The following is a 19,243-nucleotide window of genomic DNA, read 5'->3' on the forward strand; positions in this document are numbered from 1 at the left end:
GGCCCCATGACCATCGCATGCCTGCTGGCCAACACTCTCACAGCATGCTGCCGCACAAACAAACTACCAGAACCAGAAGGCCTGACCGCCTAGTAATGGCGTCGCGGGTTATGCCGGACAGTGCGACTGCGGCCAATCGGTATTGGCGCGATGCCGGGCGCAACACGCGTCTGGCGATCATTTCGATAGGTGAATCTGTCTCAAATGCTGCGCGGACTCGGGCTGTTATGGCTCGCGCCATGCGTATCGGAATGCCTCTGGATCAGGAGGTCTGGGGGCATCACATGTCTCAGGAGACCTGTCGGTCATTGCTGCAGCAGTTAAATAACTCTGACAGCATTTTTGCGGTTTTGGTGCTGCCTGATGTGCCGGAACACCTCGATATGACGGTTCTGAGGGCGGACTTGCATCGCCACAAGGATCTGATGCGACCGGGCGCGTGGCATTGTGCGGGACCGGTACGACCGGGCGAAATAGACAGCATTGTTGACAGCGCGATTGCGGCACATCGATTTCATAATTCAGCGCTTTCTGGCCCGTCGTATCAAAACGCCAGATAGCCGATACCTGCAAACGCGACGAAACAACCCAGCCATTGGCGTATCACCATTTCTTCGCGCAATACTGCCCATGCCAGCACAACTGTCAGCAACCCAAAAACCGACGCCGCGACCGAGGCAAATTGTGCGTTGGGCAACCCACCCGCTGCGATCACGCTAAGGATGGCGACCGCATCCAGAACACCCATCACGCACAAAAGCGGCAGGGCTTGTGACCCGGGCCAGATTGACCTGCGCGATGCCAAGGCGATCATTCCCAGAGCAAAGATTGCAGTCAGCCGGCTAACCAGAGAGACCGTGTATTCATCACTCAGCTCAGTTGCATATTGTCCAAGCGCAAAGGCGGTGGCGAACCCAACTGCTGCAAGTAATGACAGCACCGCTGTTGGGCCGGCAGCTGGGTAAGAAGTCGTGTCGCGTTCAGATTTGGCCGCGACGACGGAAACTCCGACACCGATCGCTATGACAGCCAGCCAATGTAGTGGGCTGACACTTGCACCACGCCAGATGGCCAGCGATACGGACAGGACCGGATAGCTCGCGACAAGCGGCGCAACCAACCGGACCGGACCGCGCTGAAAGGCAGCATACATACTGACGCCCGCCAACAGATAGCAACCGCCGGCTGCAACCGCGCTGATCGTTGCGGTACCGGGGATCGGATCAAAGGCACCCAACGTTGCCACCAGGCCGAACTGAAGCACCGCACCTGAAATCAGCACAGCCATAAGCGATGCAATTACGCTGACAGACTGGCTGACATAGCGCACCGCAAGATCGTGTATACCCCAGCAAAGAGCGGCCAGCAGGCCGAGCGCCAGCGCATTCATTCCTTCATCACCATCACCGGTTTCACGTAGATCCACCTCTGAACCTGAGTACGTCAATATGTCACTGTTGATAAACTTATTTTCCTGTTATGCAATATTGGCGATGCCAGAGATAAGAAAGGCAGGACATGAAATCCGCGATTGAGCAACTTGGTGGTGAGACCCGACTGCGCGCTCTGGTCGAGCGTTTCTATGACCGAATGGAAACAGATCCGGCAGCGTATTCGTTGCACAGGCTGCATTTTCGGGGACATGGGCTAAACCACACCAGGCAAGCTCAATTTGAGTTTCTCAGCGGATTTCTGGGTGGTCGCGCCTATTACCGCGAACGTTTCGGCCATATGGATCTGCGGGAAATTCATGCGCATATCCCCATACGGGAGGCCGATGCAGAGCTTTGGCTGGATACATTCGATGCTGCATTGGAAGATTGCGCGATGACCGGTCCGGTGGTCGACAAGATGCGCGCAACGCTTCGCAGGGCGGCGCTCATGTTGGTCAACGACGTTTCTGACTGGCGGTTAGAAGCAGATTCAGACGCTGATGCCGGGCAAATGTAAACGAAACGCTGCGATCATCACACCAACCATTCAGTTTTTCTGATCAGGATTGGCGCAGAGCAGAATAGATTTCAGATGTCATCCTGAACTGATCGGCGGCGATCTGATCGCTTTCATTTTCCATGGCAAGCGCTGCGTCGGCCGATCCTAGCCAGTCAACTGCGCATTGATGATTTGCTTGATCCCCCATCCAGGCGCTGATCGTGCCCTGAACAATTTCGGGATGAAATTGAACGCCCCACGCACGGTCCCCCACGCGTATCGCTTGAACTGAGCATCCATCTGATCCTGCCAGAACGGCCGTATCGGATGGTAGTTCTGCGGCGGCCACCCCATGCCACTGAAGCACAGGAAACTGCCGGGGCAGAGAGCCGAACAGGGGATCTTCAAGTCCGTTGTCGGTCAGTTCGACAGGCAGCACGCCGATTTTCGGGAAATGCATGCGGGCGCAGGTGCCGCCAAGCGCATCTATCAATATTTGATGTCCCAGGCATATACCAAAATATGGCCGATTGAGATCACGTACCCACGTCTTGATGGCCTGCTTTTCAATTTTTAGCCAAGGGTAGGTCTCGGTCTCCCAAACATCCATCGGCGGAATAGACTGCCCTTTATAGAGGTGCACGATCTGCATTGCATCTTCATGACGGGCAATATGGTCACAAAACGTACCTGGACCCTCACCTTGGGTATGCTGGAATATGAGAACGTTCATGATTTGCCTCTGTTGCCCTGATCAAAAGAAACCGGGCCGCAGCTTGCGCCGCGGCCCAAACACCCGATCCTGATGCCCGGCTTAAATATCCAGCGTGTTTTCCTTTTCCCAGCGCGAGAAATGCGACACAAAAGAATTCCACTCCTGATGCTTCATCTTCAGGAAAGCAGACGAAAACTCGGCACCCATTATGGCCTTCAGGTCTTTGTCCTTGTCATACTCACGCAGGGCATCAAGCATGTTCAGGGGAAGTTTCGGTGCGCCGCGTACCTTATGGCCTTCGGCATACATATCGATGTCCCAGCGCTTGCCGGGATCTGCCTTGGATCGGATACCTGACAGCCCAGCTGCGATGATGACGGCCTGCAGCAGATAGGGGTTGGTTGCTCCGTCCGGCAGGCGCAACTCAAACCGTCCTGGGCCAGGGACACGTACCATGTGAGTCCTGTTGTTACCGGTCCATGTCACAGTATTGGGCGCCCAAGTCGCACCTGACATTGTGCGCGGCGCGTTGATGCGCTTGTAGCTGTTCACCGTGGGATTGGTGATCGCAGCAAGTGCTGAGGCATGTTTCATGATGCCGCCGAGGAAGTGTTTGCCGCGCTCTCCCAAACCGACCTCACCAGTGGGGCCTTCGCCTTCGCCTGCAAACACATTGGTCTTGGCCGCATCACCCGGCGCATCCCAGACGGAGATATGAGCGTGACAACCGTTACCCGTCAGACCTTCGACCGGTTTCGGCATGAAGGTTGCCCGCAGACCGTGCTTTTCTGCCACCGATTTGGTCATAAACTTGAAGAAAGAGTGCTTATCTGCAGTGCGCAGAACGTCGTCAAATTCCCAGTTCATCTCAAACTGGCCGTTGGCGTCTTCGTGATCGTTCTGATAGGGCCCCCAACCCAGCTCCAGCATGTAGTCGCAGATCTCACGAACGACATCATAGCGACGCATGACCGCCTGCTGGTCGTAGCAGGGCTTCTCTGCCGTATCGAATGGGTCGCTAATCTGCTCACCGTCCGGTGTCAGCAGAAAAAACTCGGCCTCGATACCGGTCTTGACATGCATGCCTTCGTTCGCAGCCTCGTTGATCAGGCGGCGCAATACGTTGCGCGGGGCTTGCGCGACATCGCTGCCTTCCATGACGCAGTTGCCTGCCACCCAGGCCACTTCGGGCTTCCACGGTAATTGAATGACAGATGAAGGGTCCGGCACTGCCAGCATGTCGGGATGCGCCGGAGTCATATCCAGCCAGGTGGCGAACCCTGCGAATCCTGCGCCGTCTTCCTGCATCTCGGCGATGGCCTGCGCGGGTACCAGTTTGGCCCGCTGTCCACCAAACAGATCGGTGAACGAGATCATGAAGTATTTGACGCCATTTTCTTTTGCGAAAGCTGCGAGATCTGTTGTCACGATGGCTTTCCTTTCCCTGTTGAATTCTAGTTTTTCAAAGCAAAAACGCGGCCCCCATCAGGGAGCCGCGCAGCATCATTTCAGAACCCTTCCTTGCCCGGGTACCAACTGGTTCCCGCCAGCGGCACCCGCGCCATGGCGGCGGCCTCCATTGTCAGGGCACACAGGTCTTCAGGTTCGAGATTGTGAAGGTGATTGTGACCACAGGCGCGCGCAATGGTCTGTGCCTCAAGCGTCATCACCTTCAGATAGTTGCGCAGCCTGCGGCCCGCATCAACCGGATCCAGACGGGCAGCCAGGTCGGGGTCCTGTGTGGTGATCCCCGCCGGATCCTGACCTTCGTGCCAGTCGTCATATGCACCGGTTGTCGTGCCCAGCTTCTGGTACTCGGGTTCCCATTTGGGATCGTTGTCCCCAAGGGCCACCAGAGCGGCTGTGCCAATGGCGACCGCGTCGGCTCCGAGCGCCAAAGCCTTGGCCACATCGGCTCCGGTGCGAATGCCGCCCGAAATAACCAACTGAACCTCGCGGTGCACGCCCAGATCCTGCAATGCCTGAACGGCCGGGCGGATGCAGGACAGCGTGGGCAACCCGACATGTTCGATGAACACGTCCTGTGTTGCTGCGGTCCCGCCTTGCATGCCATCCATGACTACAACGTCTGCTCCGGCTTTCACCGCCAGTGCGGTGTCATAATAGGGGCGGGTGGCGCCAACCTTGACGTAGATTGGCACTTGCCAGTCTGTGATTTCCCTAAGTTCGAGAATTTTGATCTCAAGATCATCCGGCCCTGTCCAGTCGGGATGACGACAAGCGGAACGCTGGTCGATCCCCTTCGGCAGGGTCCGCATCTCGGCCACACGGTCGCTGATCTTTTGACCCAGCAGCATACCTCCGCCGCCGGGTTTGGCACCCTGGCCGACCACGACTTCAATCGCATCCGCCTTGCGCAGATCATTCGGGTTCATGCCGTAGCGCGACGGCAGGTACTGATAGACCAGCTTTGTTGAATGGCCACGCTCTTCGGGCGTCATGCCGCCATCGCCGGTTGTGGTCGACGTGCCAGCGGCTGATGCGCCGCGACCCAAAGCCTCTTTCGCCGGACCGGATAGAGCACCAAAGCTCATGCCCGCGATGGTGATCGGGATATCCAGTTCTATGGGTTTCTTGGCAAAGCGGGTGCCCAGCGTCACCTTGGTTTCGCATTTTTCGCGATAGCCTTCTAACGGATAGCGCGAGATCGACGCCCCCAGAAACAGCAGATCGTCGAAATGCGGTACCTTGCGTTTCGCCCCTCCGCCACGAATGTCATAGATTCCCGTCGCTGCGGCGCGTCGGATCTCGGCATTGATTGGATTGGAAAACGTCGCCGACTGGGTCGGCAGGGTGCGGGGGATCTGATCGTCCATATCTTTCATACCCTTCTTCCTCAGTAAGCGGCGGAATTGTCGATGTCGAAGTTGTAAAGCTGACGGGCCGAACCATAGCGTTTGAACTCTTCCGGCTTGGCGTCGCTGTCCGCGCGATCCAGCAGATCCCTCAGGATATCCAGATGCTCGGGGCGCATTTCCTTCTCAATGCAATCAGCGCCAAGGCTCTTGACCGAACCGCGCACAAACAGACGCGCTTCGTAAAGTGAATCCCCCAGCGCATCGCCTGCGTCCCCGCAAACCACCAGGTTTCCGGCTTGCGCCATGAAGGCGGACATGTGGCCGATATTGCCATGCACGACGATGTCAATGCCTTTCATCGAAATACCGCAGCGCGAGCTTGCATTGCCCTTGATCACCAGCAACCCGCCATGGCCGGTCGCCCCGGCATATTGGCTGGCGTCACCATCCACGATGACCTGACCGGACATCATGTTTTCGGCCACACCCGGCCCAACGGACCCTTCAACCTTGATAGTCGCCTGCTGGTTCATCCCGGCACAGTAGTAACCGGTCGAGCCTTTGACAGTTACCTCGATGGGTGCGTCCAGCCCGACGGCAATCGCGTGGCTGCCCTTGGGATTTACAATTTCCCAACGGGTCTGGTTGCTCTCGGTGCTTTGAGCCTGCAGGGACGAATTCAATCCGCGCAGCCCGTCTGCCTCTAGATCATAGGTCTGCATATCAGGCGGCCTTTTCGTGGGTTGTGGGGCTGTCATTGTGCGACCAGAAATAGACGGTAGACGGTTCAGGTTCCCACACCCGGGCGTCTTCAATGCCTGGCAGGTTTACCAGGGCGCGGTATTCGCTACCAAAGGCCACATATTGGTCGGTTTCGGCCATCACCGCAGGCTTACAGGCGATTGGGTCACGTACGACGCCGAACCCGTCTTTGGTGCCCACAACAAAGGTAAAAAACCCATCCAGATCATCGATGCTGGATTCCAGAGCTTCACCCAGAGTGGCGCCTTTCATCATCTTCCATGTCAGGTATGCCGCGCCAACCTCGGTGTCGTTTTCGGTCTGGATGGTCACGCCTTCGCGGCGCAGCTTACGGCGTAATGAGTTGTGGTTGGATAGCGACCCGTTATGAACCAGACACTGATCGGATCCTGTGTTGAACGGGTGGGCGCCCATTGTTGTCACGGCGGATTCCGTCGCCATGCGGGTGTGCCCAATGCCGTGGGTGCCACTCATACCGCTGAGGCTGAAGCGCTCGGCGACATCCTTGGGCAGGCCGACTTCCTTGTAGATTTCGAGGCTTTCGCCGCGGCTCATGATCCTAACCGATGGGCGGATCTCGGCTAGCGAAGCGCGCGCGGCTTCGAACTGACCGCGGGGAATTTCCAGAACGGTATGAGTGTCGTTGTTTGTCTGACCAACGGTTGCACCCAAACTTTTGCCCAACTCATCAGCCAAGCCGACAAAGTCGTTTTCGGGGTTGGGGGACTGAACCGTAATCTTGGTTTTGCCTTCCGATTCTGCGCCATAGATCGCAATACCGGCGCTGTCGGGGCCACGGTCTGTCATAGTGATCAGCATGTCTGTCAGCATATTGCCCAGTTGGGGCGCAAGAGACTGGTCTTTGAGGAATAATCCAACAATTCCGCACATGGCTGGCAGATCTCCTTGTGTGTTTCGTTACGATTCGACGGTACCAACAAATGAGCAGGACATCAATAATCATAGGAAAGTTTTTTTCCTTAGAGGCAATGGGCGCGATCTCTGATTTCGCGCCCATTGCTAGCTTTCAATGCTGGATCAATATCGTTCCAGCTGTGCCTTCACCTTTTCTTCGTCACCGGTATGGCGCGCCTTCTCTAAGTGCTCACCTTCCCGGACGAACTGGATGCGGTGCCAGCCAATCCAGAAAGCGACGCCGATGATGACCATTAGGAACTCATAGCCCTGGAAGGGGTAGATCGGTCCGACCTCGGCCAGATCAACAGCCCAGCTTGTATATCCATTCGTAGACATATCTTTCTCCCTTACTTCGCTGCTACGCCACGGGCGGCGAGCTCTTCTTTATCGGCCGCAATGATTGCTGCTTTCGCATCTTCGTAGGCATGGTGTTCTGCATAATCGAGACCCTGAAGTTCAACCTCTTCCGGGATGCGAAGCACACCTGCCGCAGCTTGAAGCCTCGCCAGAATCCAACCTGGCAGGAAACCAAGCACAAAGAACATGATAACGGCACCGGTGATCTGTCCGACCGGGTTAATCGTTGCATAGCCTTCGTATGGCGAAGACGGTACGCCCCAGAGGACAAAACCCGAGATCACCAGGCCAACGAACCCTGCATATCCATGCACGGCAACGGCACCAACGGCATCGTCCAGCTTGAATCGACGTTCAACCCAATAGTGCAGCTTGTAGACGATCACGACACCGATTGCGGCAATAATCATCGCCTGGATCGGGTGATACAGATCGTTACCCGCCGAAGCAGTGATAATACCTGCCAGACCGCCCGAGAACGTCCAGAAGGCGTCGCCCTTGGACACCACATAAGCCGCCATCAAACCACCCGACAGTGACATCAGGAAGTTGAAGGTGATCGCCGACAACGTGGTCGGGGCCAGATAGATGTTGGTTGCTGTCCAAGTTACGCCGGTGATCTGTCCGTCGATCCCTTCGGGCGAAATCGCAGGCACATTGCATGCGGCGTAGAACCCCCAGAACCCGGTGTAGATCAGGAAAATCCCGATTGTTAGCAGCCAGGGATTGTGTGGCGGAATGTCCCGCGGCGTGCCGTCTTTGGCGAACTTGCCAAGGCGCGGTCCCAGAACCATGATGACACCCAAGGCGTAACCGCCTGCGATCGCGTGGATAACACCAGAGGCGTAAGCATCATGGTAACCTAGGATTCGTACCATCCAGCCGCCATAGTGCCAGCCCCATGCGGCATCGATAATCCACCAGACAGATCCGATCATAACGGCGTGAACCCATAAGGCTGAAGACCTGATCCTTTCTATCACGGACCCCGAAACGATTGAGGCTGCAGTCCACGAGAACAGCAGGAAGGCGGCCCAGAAGACCCCCGTGATTCTATCTCCCAGGTTTGTCGCCATTGTGTCGGCCCAAGGCAGGTTCGCGGCGCCCGCCTCGGCGTCCAAACCGCCCCAGAACGGGAAATTCGGGAACGCCCAGTAAATCCACCATCCAAAGAAGAAGAATGTGACCGTCACCAACGGGATGATCATGATGTTTTTCATCAATGTGTGCATATGGTTACGGGCCCGGCTGGCGCCGACCTCGTACATGCAAAAGCCCACATGGATGAGGAACATGAAAACGACCGTTACCCAGTAGTAAAACTCGGTAAAGACCGTCGTAAGTGCGTTTAGATTACCATCCACTTCGTAGTCTCCCTGTTGTTGCAGCAGGAGGTTCTTCTCCAGTTTTTCCTGCTGGGAAATTTTATGTACTCAGGGGACAATTTCATTGACGACCTGTCAATAGATATATGGGGCAAACATCTTTAACGACGGTGCCGCGGGCGCTTAATGAAGGATCGGTTTTTGTTGTAACGTATTGCAAAAAAACCGTTTTACGCAGCTCCGGAAGTCTACTTCAGGGTTCACAATTTGAAGGCAAATATTCCCATCAGGAAAAAAATCTGCACACAAGTATTGATTTTCAATCTGACATCGGCCTCAATATGGGCAACAAAAAGCAATCAACGGGAGACCTGAACCATGGCCATTCTTTGGAGGACGTCAGCCCTTGCGCAGCGCCATGCCGAGATCGGTGGCGAACTTGAGGACTGGAACGGAATGGGGACCGCCTGGTTCTATGACCACAGCCCTGAACGCGCCAAAGCAGACTATGAAGCGATCCGTACCAAAGCTGGTCTTATGGATGTTTCTGGTCTGAAAAAGGTCCACGTGGTCGGTGAAGATGCTGCCTATGTCATTGACCGTGTCACGACGCGCAATGTGGAAAAGATCATGCCGGGGCGGTCAACCTATGCCTCGATCCTGAATGCCGAAGGCAAGTTTGTTGATGACTGCATCATCTATCGCCTTTCGGTGAATACGTGGCTTGTGGTGCACGGCACAGGAACGGGCATGGAGCAGTTGACCTCGGTGGCTGCGGGCAAGAATTGCTCGGTCATTTTTGACGACGACATGCACGACATGTCCCTGCAGGGACCTGTGGCCGTAGATTTCCTGGCCAAACACATCCCTGGGATTCGCGATCTGGCCTATTTCGGTATCATGCAGACCAAGCTCTATGGCTGCCCGGTGATGATTTCGCGGACCGGCTATACAGGTGAGCGCGGGTACGAGATTTTCTGCCAGGCCAAGCATGCCGTACACCTGTGGGACAACATTCTGGCTGAGGGCAAGGATATGGGCATTGTTCCGGTCCAGTTCTCGACGCTCGATCTGTTACGTACCGAAAGCTACCTTCTGTTTTATCCAGGCGATAACTCGGAAACCTATCCGTTCAACGATGAAACCTGCGGCGATACGCTGTGGGAATTGGGTCTGGAATTCACCGTCTCACCGGGCAAAACCGGATTCATCGGGGCCGAAAACCATTATGCCTCTCAAGGCAAGGAACGGTTCAAGATCTATGGCGTCAAACTCGACGGCACGACCCCGGCGGACGAGGGTGCTGACCTTCTGCAGAACGGTGAAAAGGTCGGTGTTGTCACGTTCGGCATGTATTCCGAGATCAATGGCCACAATGTGGGCATTGCGCGGATGCCGGTCGCCTGTGCTTCGCCCGGCACTAAACTGACGGTGCGCAATGGTGATGGGACGGAAATAGCAGCGACTGCGGAAGAGATGCCGTTCTACGATCAGGACAAATCTATCAGAACCGCAAAGGGCTGAGTTTAAGGGGGCGCGACGGACACACCGTGGCGCCTTTTTGCTATTTGAGGGCACAATGTCGAAGTTCGAATTTCCCAAGTCAATCGCAAGCCGCCCGGTCTGGGGCACGCTAGAGGTTCGCCCGGGCGAACACCATCTCATGATCGCCGAGGCCGAAGGGGCCGAGGCCGTTCTTGACATCGCGACACCTGGCCTGATGGCCAAAACCCATCTGATCTACATTCCTAAAGGCACGGATTTTTCCGAAAGGCTGCAGGCGCTAAACCCCGCGCAATTCTACGAAGGCCCGTCCTACGAGGCCGCGCTGCAACGCATTCGCCGTGTGCTGGAGGACGCGCATATGGGATTACAGGTCTATCTGACCGGTTCTGAGGGCATGATGGGTCAGGCCATGAATGAGGTGATGGCGGTTGGCCTGCCACATACGGCGATCCAGACCGAGCATCGCGGTTCGGTCGCGCGTCGGATGCAATGCGTGCACTGCAAAGGCATCACCGAAAACGTCGAGATTGATCCGTTTGTCTGTTCGCATTGCGGGCTGAACCTGTTCGTGCGCGATCACTATTCTCGCCGTCTTGCCGCCTATCAGGGCGTCCGTGTCGACGCCGAAGATCATGGCAACGTGCCCAAGCCAAAGGGGATTTACGAATGAGCGGTGCCGAGAAAATCCAGGTCAAAGTCACCGAAATAACCCCGTTGAATGAGTTGGTGACGCGATTCCGGTTCGAACGTATAGACGGAGGCCAATTGCCGACCTTTTCGGGTGGGGCGCATACCGTTGTCGAAATGCAGGATGGTGGCATTACGCGGCTCAACCCCTATTCTCTGATGTCCGACCCGTTCGATCAGTCATCCTACACGATCTCGGTCCGGCGTGATGATGAGGGCAGGGGCGGTTCGCTTTTCATGCATCGTCAGGTCAAGCTGGGCGATGAAATGACCATCAGCTACCCGGTTAACCTGTTCTCGCTTGATTTGAGGGCCCGCAAGCACCTGTTTCTGGCCGGGGGTATCGGCATCACTCCGTTTCTGGCGCAGATCAAACAGCTTGAACTGTTGCACGGTCATTGGGAACTGCATTACGCATGTCGCAACAATGCATTGGCGTCTTATGCCGATCAACTGACAGACCGGCATCCGAACGAAACGCATTTGTACTACGACGATCAGAACCAGCAAATCGATCTGGAGAATCTTCTGAGTGGGCAGCCTTTGGGCACGCATGTCTATGTCTGCGGCCCCAAAGGCATGATCGACTGGGTACGCAACACTGCTGCCACCGACGGCTGGCCCGAAGATTGCGTGCATTACGAAGAGTTTCTGGCGCCGCGGCCCGGTAAACCGTTTGAGGTGCGACTGGCAGCCACGGACAAGGTCATTCATGTGGGTGAGAACGAAAGCCTGCTGGAAGCCATCGAACGTGAAGGCGTGGATGCGCCGTATCTGTGCCGCGGCGGAGCTTGCGGTCAGTGCGAAACCGTTGTGCTGGATCATGACGGCAATTTTGTTCACCGCGATCACTGGCTGACCGATGAAGAAAAGGCAGCAGGCAAGAAAATCATGCCTTGCGTATCGCGTTTCGAGGGCAAGTCCCTCGTGCTGGACCGCTGAGAGGAAGCCCAACATGACCATTCAATTCAACGACGAGTCCTTCCGCGACGACTATACGTTTCACAACTCGGATTGGGCGATCAAACGCTTTCCGTTCCCGTTTCACGAAGACAGCTACATGTATTCGGTCAACATGGAACAGCATCGCGGCGGGCCGGAAGGCTCGGTCTACGAGATGCGGTTCGATGTTGATGAGCACTATGTCTCAGAGATGAAGGACCGCGCCATCGTTCTGGACCAGGACCCGCTGCGCTGCCAGTCATTGCCGCATATGACCTTGGCCGGTTGGGATTTGCTGGAACTTATCATGGTCAGCAAGTCGGAAGACTACCCGGACCTGTTCGAGCTGCATCGAAACGGCAATCAGTGGCGCTGGATTAACAAGCCGTTAGGCATTGATCACAGCTTTACCTTCATGGACGAAACCACGCTCCCCTACGGACCGATGGAATACATCACCCGTCAAGCGCAGGGCGATTTCGCCGTACTGGACCAGCGCGACGAAATGCTGTGGATGGATGCGGGTATGGTGACGACTCAAGCGGACTGGAGCCTGGATTTCGACATCGGCATGAACTTTTTCGAGTGGCACGCGCCGGTTCCGAAAGCCCATGAAATGGGTATTTTTCAGCGGGCTCTGAAGTTCCTGCTGAACATTCAGCAGGGAGCACCTGCACGGCGTCTGAACTGGACCATGACGGTAAATCCACTACTGGATACCAGCCCGGAAAACTATCACAAATGGGGCATCCAGAAGACCACGCTGACGCCCGAGAACATCGCGCACAAGCAGCATCTGCGCGTCGAGTTACAAACGTTCTTCCGCCTGCCGCGGTCCAACGCGCTGGTGTTCCCGATCCGCTGCTATTTGTGCAGTTTTCAGGATCTGATGACCGTTCCCAAATGGGGCCGTCGCCTGCATCGCGTCATCCGGGACCTGCCGGTAGAACTGGCCACTTACAAAGGTTTCATCGACAACCGTCCCATGATGCTGGACTATCTCAGTCAGTTTGACGATGGATTGCCGACCTCACCCGGTGTCTGGCCCGATCTGGAAACGGAACCGCCTTTGTCAAAGTGATCGCGCATAGCGAAGTGTCTTGGCTCTATGGCTGATCCGGACAAAACACCTTGGCTCATTCCGAGCAATGATATCGCGTTGTATGACGCGCTTGCGTTGCTTCGCGCGTCATTTCAGTACATGGATGCCCGGATTGATCCTCCGTCTTCTATCCATAAACTGACTGTGGAAGAGATGCAGGCGCACTGCCTGAGTGGAGGCGAAATCTGGGCTATGGGTCGACCGCTTTTTGCGTGTATGTTCCTGACGCCCAAACCCGACAGCTTGTACCTTGGAAAGCTGGCGGTGAAGGTTGGATTGCGGGGGCAGGGTATCTGCCGCACATTGGTGGATCACGCGGCAAGCCGTGCAGCAGAGCTTGGTCTGCCCGCATTGGAACTTGAAACGCGCGTGGAACTAACTGAAAACCATCGCGTGTTTTCGAGGTTGGGATTTATGATCGTGAGCACGGGCAGCCACGAAGGTTACGACAGACCCACTGATTTCTTATTGCGCAAGCCGATCAGTTCGTCTGCGGATAGCTGATCACTGAAATGTAGCGCGCAGGCAGATTGACCAACCGTTCCGGACCATGCGGTGCGTCGGCATCAAAGAACAGGGTGTCGCCAGGCTTCAGGGGGTAAATCTGATCCCCATGACGGTAATCTACCTCGCCTTCCAGCATGTAAATCGTCTCGATCCCGCCATGTTGGAATGTCGGGAACACGTCGGATTTAACGGTCAGGGTGATCAAGTATGGTTCTACAATTACGCCTGATCCGTTGGCCCCAATATGACCTAACAGATTGTACTGATGGTTGGCGCGTGTTCCTTCACGCTCCAGCTCGACGCCTTCACCCGCTTTTGTATGAACTGCCTCGCGACGCTCTTCAAACTGCCTGAAGAAGCTTGTCAAAGGTACTGATAGTGCATCCGCCAGCGACTGAAGGGTCGTCAACGAAGGCGACGTATTGCCGTTTTCGATCTTGGACAGCATGCCGATCGACAATCCGGTTAGCTGGGCCAGCTCGGCGACCGTTATGTTTTGCTGTTTTCGAAAGGCGCGAACTTCACGGCCAATGGCGACTTCAAGAACTTTTTCTCTGTCACCCGAACGAACGGAATGTGGGTCCTGCGTCAGATCTGCCGCCATTTCTTTGTCGCGTTTTTTCAATTTCACTCTTTCAACGTCTTGCTACACTTGTCCAAACCGGTTCTGCAAGCAGGCGATGCGCAATACGTAATCCAACCGGGACAATCTTAGCATTAATTTTTCCTGATAGTAAAATAATCGCTCTGAGAGAAAAATTTTAAAATCGGATTCCTGTTGTTTAACGACTTTCGGATGGCATGCTTGCCCTCGATGATAGAACCGTTGGGGACTGCAAGTTAGAATTAGCAGAATCCGGTTCGTAGGTCGCACAAGGGCTGATCACAGTCACCAAACCAGCTTATCGACTTGCCCGGCAGCTCAATGTCGCGTGATCCAAGTCAACGCCACGTTCGGCCAGGGTTTCTTCCAGATCCCGGTATGAAACACCGCAACAAAGGTAAAAGAAGACCGCGTGCAAGATCACTTCCATTGGAAAGTACATACCTTCGAATGAAATCGCCATCTTACGCATTCCCCAGTCGAAACTCGGGCCGACGAAATCACCGGTGTTTCAATTCAAACAGTGAGCTAAAAAAGTTTGCGACAGAACCGCCTTGGGGTGCCAGTTTCGAGCTTTCGGCAAACGCCGGGGTTGCAACAATTGCCGACACAATCGTGACTGCATACAACAGAAGTTTCATTTCATTCCTCCGCGGTTTATGTCAAATCTGAGTCCGCGGGCCCGGTCCGTGAATGAAGACACACACAGGTCGCGATTTAGTCGATGGATGGTGAAATAAGCTCGGAACAGGCCGTGCGCGGCGCGATCCAGACGCATTCGAAACGCGTCTGGCGTTTTGGGTTGGCGCTGTCCGGTGCATCGGATGTAGCCGACGATCTGCTGCAATCCACATGTTTGCGCGCGCTGGAGCGTCACCATCAGGTCACCTCGCACGACCGGCTGGACAGCTGGCTGATGACGATCTGCCGCTCGATCTGGCTGAATGAGGTCCGGTCGCGCTCGATCCGCAAGGCTCAGGCGCTTTCGGTTACGTCTGAAGCGGAATTGATTGCCGCCGGACCTGATGTGGAAACGAATATTTTCGCTGCTGAAGTGTTTACTCAAGTGATGCAACTGCCAGAAGCGCAGCGGGAGACGGTCATGCTTGTGTTCGTCGAGGGCTATAGCTATCGCGAGGCCGCAGCTTTGCTGGAGGTGCCGATAGGAACGATAATGAGCCGGCTGTCCAACGCCCGGCAGAAACTGAAAACCGTTATGCAGCATGAGGTGGCAGACACAGTGCGACGGAGTGGCAAATGAAGTTCTCCGATAAGACGCTGTTGGCGTATCTGGAAGGCAATGTGGAAGAGGCCGAGGCACGCGCTATCGAAAGCGCGGTTGAGGCCAACCCAGAGCTGGAACAGCGCCTGATGGCGCTGGACCCGTTTGCGCCCGTAGTGCAGTCGGTGTTCGAGCGCGTCCCTGCCGAAACGCCTTTGTTCGATCTGCCCGAACCTGTGGCTGTTGCGCCCGTTCGGCCTGCGGGCGGCGGGTTGCGGTTGCTTGCCGTTGCGGCCTCGGTAGCGATTGTGGCCGTGTCTGCAACCTACTGGGCCACACGTCCGAAACCTTTGGGTTGGGCCGCGCAGGCCGCGATCTATCAGTCACTTTATACGCCGGACACGATTGCGTCGCTGGACAGCTCGCCCCAGGCGCTGGACGAACAGTTTGCACTGGCCGAGGAACAGTTGGGGCGGTCGCTTAACCGCCCGGCGCTTGAGGCGCTGCCGGGCGGAGAGCTGAAGCGCGCGCAGATTCTGTCCTTCAAGGGCAAGCCGCTGGTTCAAGTCGTGTTTGCCGATGAACAGGGCCAGCCTTTTGCCTTTTGTGTGATCCGGCAGGGCGAAGGCGCACCGACAAGGGAACTGAAGCAGGCGGTTCTTAGTGGTTTGGCCACGGCAACCTGGGCGCAGGATGGGTATGGTTACATGCTGATCGGCGCCAGGGATCAGACCGATCTGGCCGGGCAGCTGGACATCCTGACCACAAGTTTCCCAGGCTGAGGGCGCGGGGGCGCAAAAACGCCTTGTGAACTGCGGCAATTCCCCGAAATATACCGGATATGACGACAAAACCTGTCATACCTGATCCGGATGAGGACGCCGAGGCGGTTGGTCCTCCCAGTATCTATGACGCGGACCCGCCCGAAGACGATGATCTGTGGTTTCTACCGCCGGAGGATGAAGAGGCAGTCGAGGATTACCTGATCCCCGGACCCAAGGCCGATCACCGCCTGTTGTTCGATCCGCGGGACTGGCGTGCAGCACAGGCCGAGCTGTCTTATGAACTGGCCGATCTGGCCGCGATCTTCGGTGCGTTGGACGAACGGTTGCGCGCGGGACCGGATGGGTGGACCCATCGGCTGGCCCTGATGGATGTGTCCGATCTGGGCTGGTGGACCGGCGACCGCATCAGCGTGGATCGGCTGGCGCTGTGGACGGGCTTGCGCATCGGTGCGACCGGAGACGACGTTCAGGCGCTGTTCCGCGCCGGATGGGCGGTGCGGCGGCTGACAGCAGGCCCCGGCCCTTCTGAGGGCGGGTGGGAGACCGGCCTGACTGCGTTTCTGGATCGGATGGCGCCGGGAATCGAGGACATCCCCGAGGCGGTGGCCGATCTGGCTGAAGTGATGCGCAATTCCGAAGGGTTGCACCCGGTCACGCAGGCGGCCATGGCGTTTCATGCCTGGCGCGCGCTGTCGCAAGGTATTGGGCAGGATACCGAGGCCGCCATCATCGCGGCCCGACATGCGGCCACAATGGGGCGGGGTGGGGCGATGTTCATGCCGCTGGCCCTGTCCGGCCCGGGCGCGTTGCGCGGGGCAGGGGAGGTGGACGAAAAGCTCTCGGCTTGGGTCCAGGGGGCAGGGCAGGCGGCGCTGGCGGCGCTGATGCATCTGGACCGGGTTAGCGCCTGGGACCAGCGCGCGCGCGAGGCCACCAGCGGGCTCAGCGGGCGAACGCCGCCCTTGTTGATTGACGTTCTGACCGCATGGCCCATGGTCTCGGCGCCCTTGGCCGAGGAATTGACAAAAGCCTCGCGCGCAGCAGTGCAACGCAATATCGACCGATTCACCCGCCGCGGCCTGATCCGCGAAGTGACGGGGCAGGGGCGTTACCGGGTCTGGACTGCGGCGCTGTGATCCAGCAACCAGTCGCGAAAAGCGCGCGCCGGCGGGCGCAGCGCAGCGCGCGCGGGATAGACCAGATGATACGCTTCCTGCCCGGCAACCTGAAGGTCCGGCAGGCAGGGAACCAGGCCCGACAGCTGCATGATACGATTCGAGGCAGGCGCGCGGGCCAGCGCAATGCCACAGCCGCTGGCCGAAAGCTCGGCCGCCATCAGCGAATTGTCGGCAAAGAAATAACGCGCCTGACCAGGGGGCAGACGCAGGGTTTCGAACAGGTGCAGCCAGCTTGCGCGATGGGTTGAGACCTCGATCAGCGGGAACTGAAACAGGTCCTGTGGGTTTTGGATCTGCGCTGCAATCTCGGGCGGGGCCATCGGATACAGGGTTTCATGCAGCAGCCTATCGCTTTCAGCCCCGTAGAGCGCCGGGTTGCCGAAGACGATCTGCAAATCGGTGAACTGGTTGGCAAAGTCCGACACCAGATTTCCAGTGGTCAGGGATAGGTTGATCTGAGGATGCGCTGTTTGAAATTCCGACAAGCCACCGGCAATGACGCCATGCGCGAACAACAGGACGGACTGTACAAATAACCGTTGTGCCCGGGTTTCGCCAAATAGCCCTGTAGTGGCGGTTTCCAGCATCAGCAGAGATTGCTGAACCGACGGCAGATAGGCCCGTCCCGCCTCGGTCAGGGTCACCGCATGGGCGTGGCGGTGAAACAGCGGCGTGCCCAGCCGTGTCTCCAACGCCTTGACCTGTTGGCTGACGGCTGCTGCCGACATGTTCAACTGAGTAGCAGCGCGGGCAAAGCTTTCGGTACGGGCCGCGGCTTCGAACACGCGCAACCAGTTGAGAGAGGGGATGCGGGACGACATGAACAAAGGCTAAGCTGAACTTACCCTCACGGGCAAGAGGTTGCGCGCTGGCCCGATAGGTTTGTGCCCTATCCTTCGGCGACACGCATCCAAGAGGTACGACATGCCGCAAACCGCCCCAAAGTCTGAAACCGCGCTGACTGCAGCCCAATCCGCACAGTATTGGGAAGACGGGTTTCTTTTTCCGCTGACGATTTTTTCAGCCCAAGAAACCGCTGAGATTCGCGCAGAGCTGGAACAGCTCGAACAGGATTGGCTGGCTGCGGATTTACCCCTGCCGCTGAACACCTACAAGCGTGTAAACGCACATCTGGTGATCCCGCTGGCGGCCAGGATCGCGTTGCACCCCAGGGTATTGGACGTGGTCGAGGGCGTTCTGGGCCCGGATATCATGGTCTGGTCAGCCGAGTTTTTCATCAAAGAGGCACATACCGATCACATTGTTGGTATGCATCAGGATCTGACCTATTGGGGCATGGGTGAAACGCCGGATCAGGTCACCGCCTGGATCGCGCTGTCCCCGGCCACGGTTCAAAGCGGCTGCATGGATTTTGTGCAGGGCAGCCACAAGAACCCGATCCTGCCGCATAACGATACCTATTCCGAAACCAACCTGCTGTCGCGCGGGCAGGAAGTTGCCGTCGATGTAGCCGAGGAGGACAAGACCCATATCGAACTGGCGCCGGGGCAGATGTCCTTGCACCACGGGCTGACCATTCATGGTTCGGGTCCTAACCGGTCCGGGGATCGTAGGATCGGTCTGGCAATCCGTTACCTGAACCCCAATGCAAAGCAGCTGGTTGCGGATCGTGATTATGCCATGTTGGCGCGCGGGCAGGACGGGCAGTCTAATTTTGTGCATGTCGAGCCACCGAGCCACCTGTTCTCGGACCAGGCGCTGGCCCTTTACGATCAGGTGCGTCGGGACCAGAGTAAGGCACTGGCGGATGGGGCCGAAAGCGCGGTTCCGCTGTACGGGGCAAGCTGACTACACCTAACAGCGTTCGGGGCTGGCCTCACCTGTACCGCCGCCTGTTGCGAAACCTCCGTTATCGTTTGAT

22 protein-coding genes and 2 pseudogenes are annotated in these 19,243 nt (G+C 56.9%); 12 read left to right on the plus strand and 12 right to left on the minus strand.

Annotated elements, in window-relative coordinates; translation table 11 throughout:
* Positions 1 to 93, plus strand: a pseudogene (locus tag ACR0IK_RS10790) (bifunctional methylenetetrahydrofolate dehydrogenase/methenyltetrahydrofolate cyclohydrolase); the annotation flags it as partial.
* A gap of 191 nt (positions 94 to 284) precedes the next feature.
* Positions 285 to 560: a hypothetical protein gene (locus ACR0IK_RS10795; protein WP_480641489.1), complete on the plus strand. Its 276-nt coding sequence runs from the start codon at positions 285 to 287 to the stop codon at positions 558 to 560.
* On the opposite strand, the gene ACR0IK_RS10800 is transcribed toward ACR0IK_RS10795, so the two are convergent.
* Entirely contained in the window at positions 545 to 1,426 is an 882-nt protein-coding gene (locus tag ACR0IK_RS10800; RefSeq protein WP_480641490.1) for an EamA family transporter, read from the minus strand. The two genes, ACR0IK_RS10795 and ACR0IK_RS10800, sit on opposite strands and share 16 nt — an antisense overlap.
* Positions 1,427 to 1,518: 92 nt before the next feature.
* Between ACR0IK_RS10800 and ACR0IK_RS10805 the strand changes: the two genes are divergently transcribed.
* Positions 1,519 to 1,950: a group II truncated hemoglobin gene (locus ACR0IK_RS10805; RefSeq protein ID WP_480596992.1), complete on the plus strand. Its 432-nt coding sequence runs from the start codon at positions 1,519 to 1,521 to the stop codon at positions 1,948 to 1,950.
* 43 nt (positions 1,951 to 1,993) lie between these two features.
* Here the strand turns inward: ACR0IK_RS10805 and ACR0IK_RS10810 are convergent, their stop codons facing one another.
* The 7 genes from ACR0IK_RS10810 to ACR0IK_RS10840 form a co-directional block, all read right to left on the minus strand.
* On the minus strand, positions 1,994 to 2,665 hold the full coding sequence (locus ACR0IK_RS10810) for a type 1 glutamine amidotransferase (protein ID WP_480641491.1): 672 nt from the start codon (positions 2,663 to 2,665) through the stop codon (positions 1,994 to 1,996).
* Between the two features lie 81 nt (positions 2,666 to 2,746).
* A complete protein-coding gene (gene glnT / locus ACR0IK_RS10815) occupies positions 2,747 to 4,075 on the minus strand; it encodes a type III glutamate--ammonia ligase (protein WP_480596988.1) in 1,329 nt (442 codons plus the stop codon).
* Between the two features lie 80 nt (positions 4,076 to 4,155).
* Complete coding sequence (locus ACR0IK_RS10820; RefSeq protein ID WP_480597002.1) at positions 4,156 to 5,484, minus strand: FMN-binding glutamate synthase family protein; 1,329 nt, start codon at positions 5,482 to 5,484, stop codon at positions 4,156 to 4,158.
* A 20-nt stretch (positions 5,485 to 5,504) separates the two neighbouring features.
* The gene (locus tag ACR0IK_RS10825) at positions 5,505 to 6,188 is read right to left on the minus strand and encodes a protein GlxC (protein WP_480641492.1); all 684 of its coding nucleotides are present in this window, start codon (positions 6,186 to 6,188) and stop codon (positions 5,505 to 5,507) included.
* Between the two features lies 1 nt (position 6,189).
* Positions 6,190 to 7,119: a class II glutamine amidotransferase gene (locus ACR0IK_RS10830; RefSeq protein ID WP_480641493.1), complete on the minus strand. Its 930-nt coding sequence runs from the start codon at positions 7,117 to 7,119 to the stop codon at positions 6,190 to 6,192.
* 147 nt (positions 7,120 to 7,266) lie between these two features.
* On the minus strand, positions 7,267 to 7,482 hold the full coding sequence (locus tag ACR0IK_RS10835) for a hypothetical protein (protein ID WP_480596982.1): 216 nt from the start codon (positions 7,480 to 7,482) through the stop codon (positions 7,267 to 7,269).
* An 11-nt stretch (positions 7,483 to 7,493) separates the two neighbouring features.
* Entirely contained in the window at positions 7,494 to 8,867 is a 1,374-nt protein-coding gene (locus tag ACR0IK_RS10840) for an ammonium transporter (protein WP_480596980.1), read from the minus strand.
* Between the two features lie 339 nt (positions 8,868 to 9,206).
* Between ACR0IK_RS10840 and ACR0IK_RS10845 the strand changes: the two genes are divergently transcribed.
* Genes ACR0IK_RS10845 through ACR0IK_RS10865 form a run of 5 tightly spaced genes read left to right on the plus strand, consistent with a single transcriptional unit; the run spans position 9,207 to position 13,569 of the window.
* Complete coding sequence (locus tag ACR0IK_RS10845; RefSeq protein ID WP_480641494.1) at positions 9,207 to 10,352, plus strand: aminomethyl transferase family protein; 1,146 nt, start codon at positions 9,207 to 9,209, stop codon at positions 10,350 to 10,352.
* A 55-nt stretch (positions 10,353 to 10,407) separates the two neighbouring features.
* Entirely contained in the window at positions 10,408 to 11,004 is a 597-nt protein-coding gene (locus tag ACR0IK_RS10850; protein WP_480641495.1) for a dimethylamine monooxygenase subunit DmmA family protein, read from the plus strand.
* Positions 11,001 to 11,963, plus strand: a complete 963-nt coding sequence (locus tag ACR0IK_RS10855) for a PDR/VanB family oxidoreductase (RefSeq protein ID WP_480641496.1) — start codon at positions 11,001 to 11,003, stop codon at positions 11,961 to 11,963. Before ACR0IK_RS10850 ends, ACR0IK_RS10855 begins: the two co-directional genes overlap by 4 nt.
* Positions 11,964 to 11,976: 13 nt before the next feature.
* Positions 11,977 to 13,044, plus strand: a complete 1,068-nt coding sequence (locus tag ACR0IK_RS10860) for a heme-dependent oxidative N-demethylase family protein (protein WP_480596972.1) — start codon at positions 11,977 to 11,979, stop codon at positions 13,042 to 13,044.
* Between the two features lie 27 nt (positions 13,045 to 13,071).
* Positions 13,072 to 13,569, plus strand: coding sequence for a GNAT family N-acetyltransferase (locus tag ACR0IK_RS10865; RefSeq protein WP_480596969.1), 498 nt, complete (start codon positions 13,072 to 13,074; stop codon positions 13,567 to 13,569).
* Here ACR0IK_RS10865 and ACR0IK_RS10870 read toward each other — a convergent pair.
* The 3 genes and pseudogenes from ACR0IK_RS10870 to ACR0IK_RS10880 form a co-directional block, all read right to left on the minus strand.
* A complete protein-coding gene (locus ACR0IK_RS10870) occupies positions 13,547 to 14,176 on the minus strand; it encodes a helix-turn-helix domain-containing protein (protein ID WP_480597000.1) in 630 nt (209 codons plus the stop codon). The two genes, ACR0IK_RS10865 and ACR0IK_RS10870, sit on opposite strands and share 23 nt — an antisense overlap.
* A 316-nt stretch (positions 14,177 to 14,492) precedes the next feature.
* Positions 14,493 to 14,639 (minus strand): annotated as a pseudogene (locus ACR0IK_RS10875) (IS6 family transposase); the annotation flags it as partial.
* 37 nt (positions 14,640 to 14,676) lie between these two features.
* The gene (locus ACR0IK_RS10880; protein ID WP_480641497.1) at positions 14,677 to 14,817 is read right to left on the minus strand and encodes a hypothetical protein; all 141 of its coding nucleotides are present in this window, start codon (positions 14,815 to 14,817) and stop codon (positions 14,677 to 14,679) included.
* Between the two features lie 83 nt (positions 14,818 to 14,900).
* Here ACR0IK_RS10880 and ACR0IK_RS10885 point away from each other — a divergent pair, with 83 nt between their 5' ends.
* The 3 genes from ACR0IK_RS10885 to ACR0IK_RS10895 are packed head-to-tail and all read left to right on the plus strand — an operon-like array spanning position 14,901 to position 17,319.
* Positions 14,901 to 15,437, plus strand: coding sequence for an RNA polymerase sigma factor (locus ACR0IK_RS10885; protein WP_480641498.1), 537 nt, complete (start codon positions 14,901 to 14,903; stop codon positions 15,435 to 15,437).
* Positions 15,434 to 16,180 carry a hypothetical protein gene (locus tag ACR0IK_RS10890; protein WP_480641499.1) on the plus strand — a complete coding sequence of 249 codons (747 nt, stop codon included), beginning with the start codon at positions 15,434 to 15,436 and terminating at the stop codon, positions 16,178 to 16,180. Before ACR0IK_RS10885 ends, ACR0IK_RS10890 begins: the two co-directional genes overlap by 4 nt.
* Before the next feature lie 59 nt (positions 16,181 to 16,239).
* Complete coding sequence (locus ACR0IK_RS10895; RefSeq protein ID WP_480641500.1) at positions 16,240 to 17,319, plus strand: helix-turn-helix domain-containing protein; 1,080 nt, start codon at positions 16,240 to 16,242, stop codon at positions 17,317 to 17,319.
* Here the strand turns inward: ACR0IK_RS10895 and ACR0IK_RS10900 are convergent.
* The gene (locus ACR0IK_RS10900) at positions 17,292 to 18,182 is read right to left on the minus strand and encodes a LysR family transcriptional regulator (RefSeq protein ID WP_480641501.1); all 891 of its coding nucleotides are present in this window, start codon (positions 18,180 to 18,182) and stop codon (positions 17,292 to 17,294) included. The two genes, ACR0IK_RS10895 and ACR0IK_RS10900, sit on opposite strands and share 28 nt — an antisense overlap.
* Positions 18,183 to 18,285: 103 nt before the next feature.
* Between ACR0IK_RS10900 and ACR0IK_RS10905 the strand changes: the two genes are divergently transcribed.
* The gene (locus ACR0IK_RS10905; RefSeq protein ID WP_480641502.1) at positions 18,286 to 19,170 is read left to right on the plus strand and encodes a phytanoyl-CoA dioxygenase family protein; all 885 of its coding nucleotides are present in this window, start codon (positions 18,286 to 18,288) and stop codon (positions 19,168 to 19,170) included.
* Positions 19,171 to 19,243: the final 73 nt, after the last annotated feature.

Source organism: Ruegeria sp. BF7, assembly GCF_056538605.1.

Bases quoted from the DNA above. Each gene is read 5' to 3' on its own strand.
- ACR0IK_RS10795 (WP_480641489.1), top strand. From the start codon at position 285: ATGTCTCAGGAGACCTGTCGGTCATTGCTGCAGCAGTTAAATAACTCT.
- ACR0IK_RS10805 (WP_480596992.1), top strand. From the start codon at position 1,519: ATGAAATCCGCGATTGAGCAACTTGGTGGTGAGACCCGACTGCGCGCT.
- ACR0IK_RS10810 (WP_480641491.1), bottom strand. From the start codon at position 2,665: ATGAACGTTCTCATATTCCAGCATACCCAAGGTGAGGGTCCAGGTACG.
- ACR0IK_RS10820 (WP_480597002.1), bottom strand. From the start codon at position 5,484: ATGGACGATCAGATCCCCCGCACCCTGCCGACCCAGTCGGCGACGTTT.
- ACR0IK_RS10825 (WP_480641492.1), bottom strand. From the start codon at position 6,188: ATGCAGACCTATGATCTAGAGGCAGACGGGCTGCGCGGATTGAATTCG.
- ACR0IK_RS10830 (WP_480641493.1), bottom strand. From the start codon at position 7,119: ATGTGCGGAATTGTTGGATTATTCCTCAAAGACCAGTCTCTTGCGCCC.
- ACR0IK_RS10835 (WP_480596982.1), bottom strand. From the start codon at position 7,482: ATGTCTACGAATGGATATACAAGCTGGGCTGTTGATCTGGCCGAGGTC.
- ACR0IK_RS10845 (WP_480641494.1), top strand. From the start codon at position 9,207: ATGGCCATTCTTTGGAGGACGTCAGCCCTTGCGCAGCGCCATGCCGAG.
- ACR0IK_RS10850 (WP_480641495.1), top strand. From the start codon at position 10,408: ATGTCGAAGTTCGAATTTCCCAAGTCAATCGCAAGCCGCCCGGTCTGG.
- ACR0IK_RS10855 (WP_480641496.1), top strand. From the start codon at position 11,001: ATGAGCGGTGCCGAGAAAATCCAGGTCAAAGTCACCGAAATAACCCCG.
- ACR0IK_RS10860 (WP_480596972.1), top strand. From the start codon at position 11,977: ATGACCATTCAATTCAACGACGAGTCCTTCCGCGACGACTATACGTTT.
- ACR0IK_RS10865 (WP_480596969.1), top strand. From the start codon at position 13,072: ATGGCTGATCCGGACAAAACACCTTGGCTCATTCCGAGCAATGATATC.
- ACR0IK_RS10870 (WP_480597000.1), bottom strand. From the start codon at position 14,176: ATGGCGGCAGATCTGACGCAGGACCCACATTCCGTTCGTTCGGGTGAC.
- ACR0IK_RS10880 (WP_480641497.1), bottom strand. From the start codon at position 14,817: ATGAAACTTCTGTTGTATGCAGTCACGATTGTGTCGGCAATTGTTGCA.
- ACR0IK_RS10885 (WP_480641498.1), top strand. From the start codon at position 14,901: ATGGATGGTGAAATAAGCTCGGAACAGGCCGTGCGCGGCGCGATCCAG.
- ACR0IK_RS10890 (WP_480641499.1), top strand. From the start codon at position 15,434: ATGAAGTTCTCCGATAAGACGCTGTTGGCGTATCTGGAAGGCAATGTG.
- ACR0IK_RS10895 (WP_480641500.1), top strand. From the start codon at position 16,240: ATGACGACAAAACCTGTCATACCTGATCCGGATGAGGACGCCGAGGCG.
- ACR0IK_RS10900 (WP_480641501.1), bottom strand. From the start codon at position 18,182: ATGTCGTCCCGCATCCCCTCTCTCAACTGGTTGCGCGTGTTCGAAGCC.
- ACR0IK_RS10905 (WP_480641502.1), top strand. From the start codon at position 18,286: ATGCCGCAAACCGCCCCAAAGTCTGAAACCGCGCTGACTGCAGCCCAA.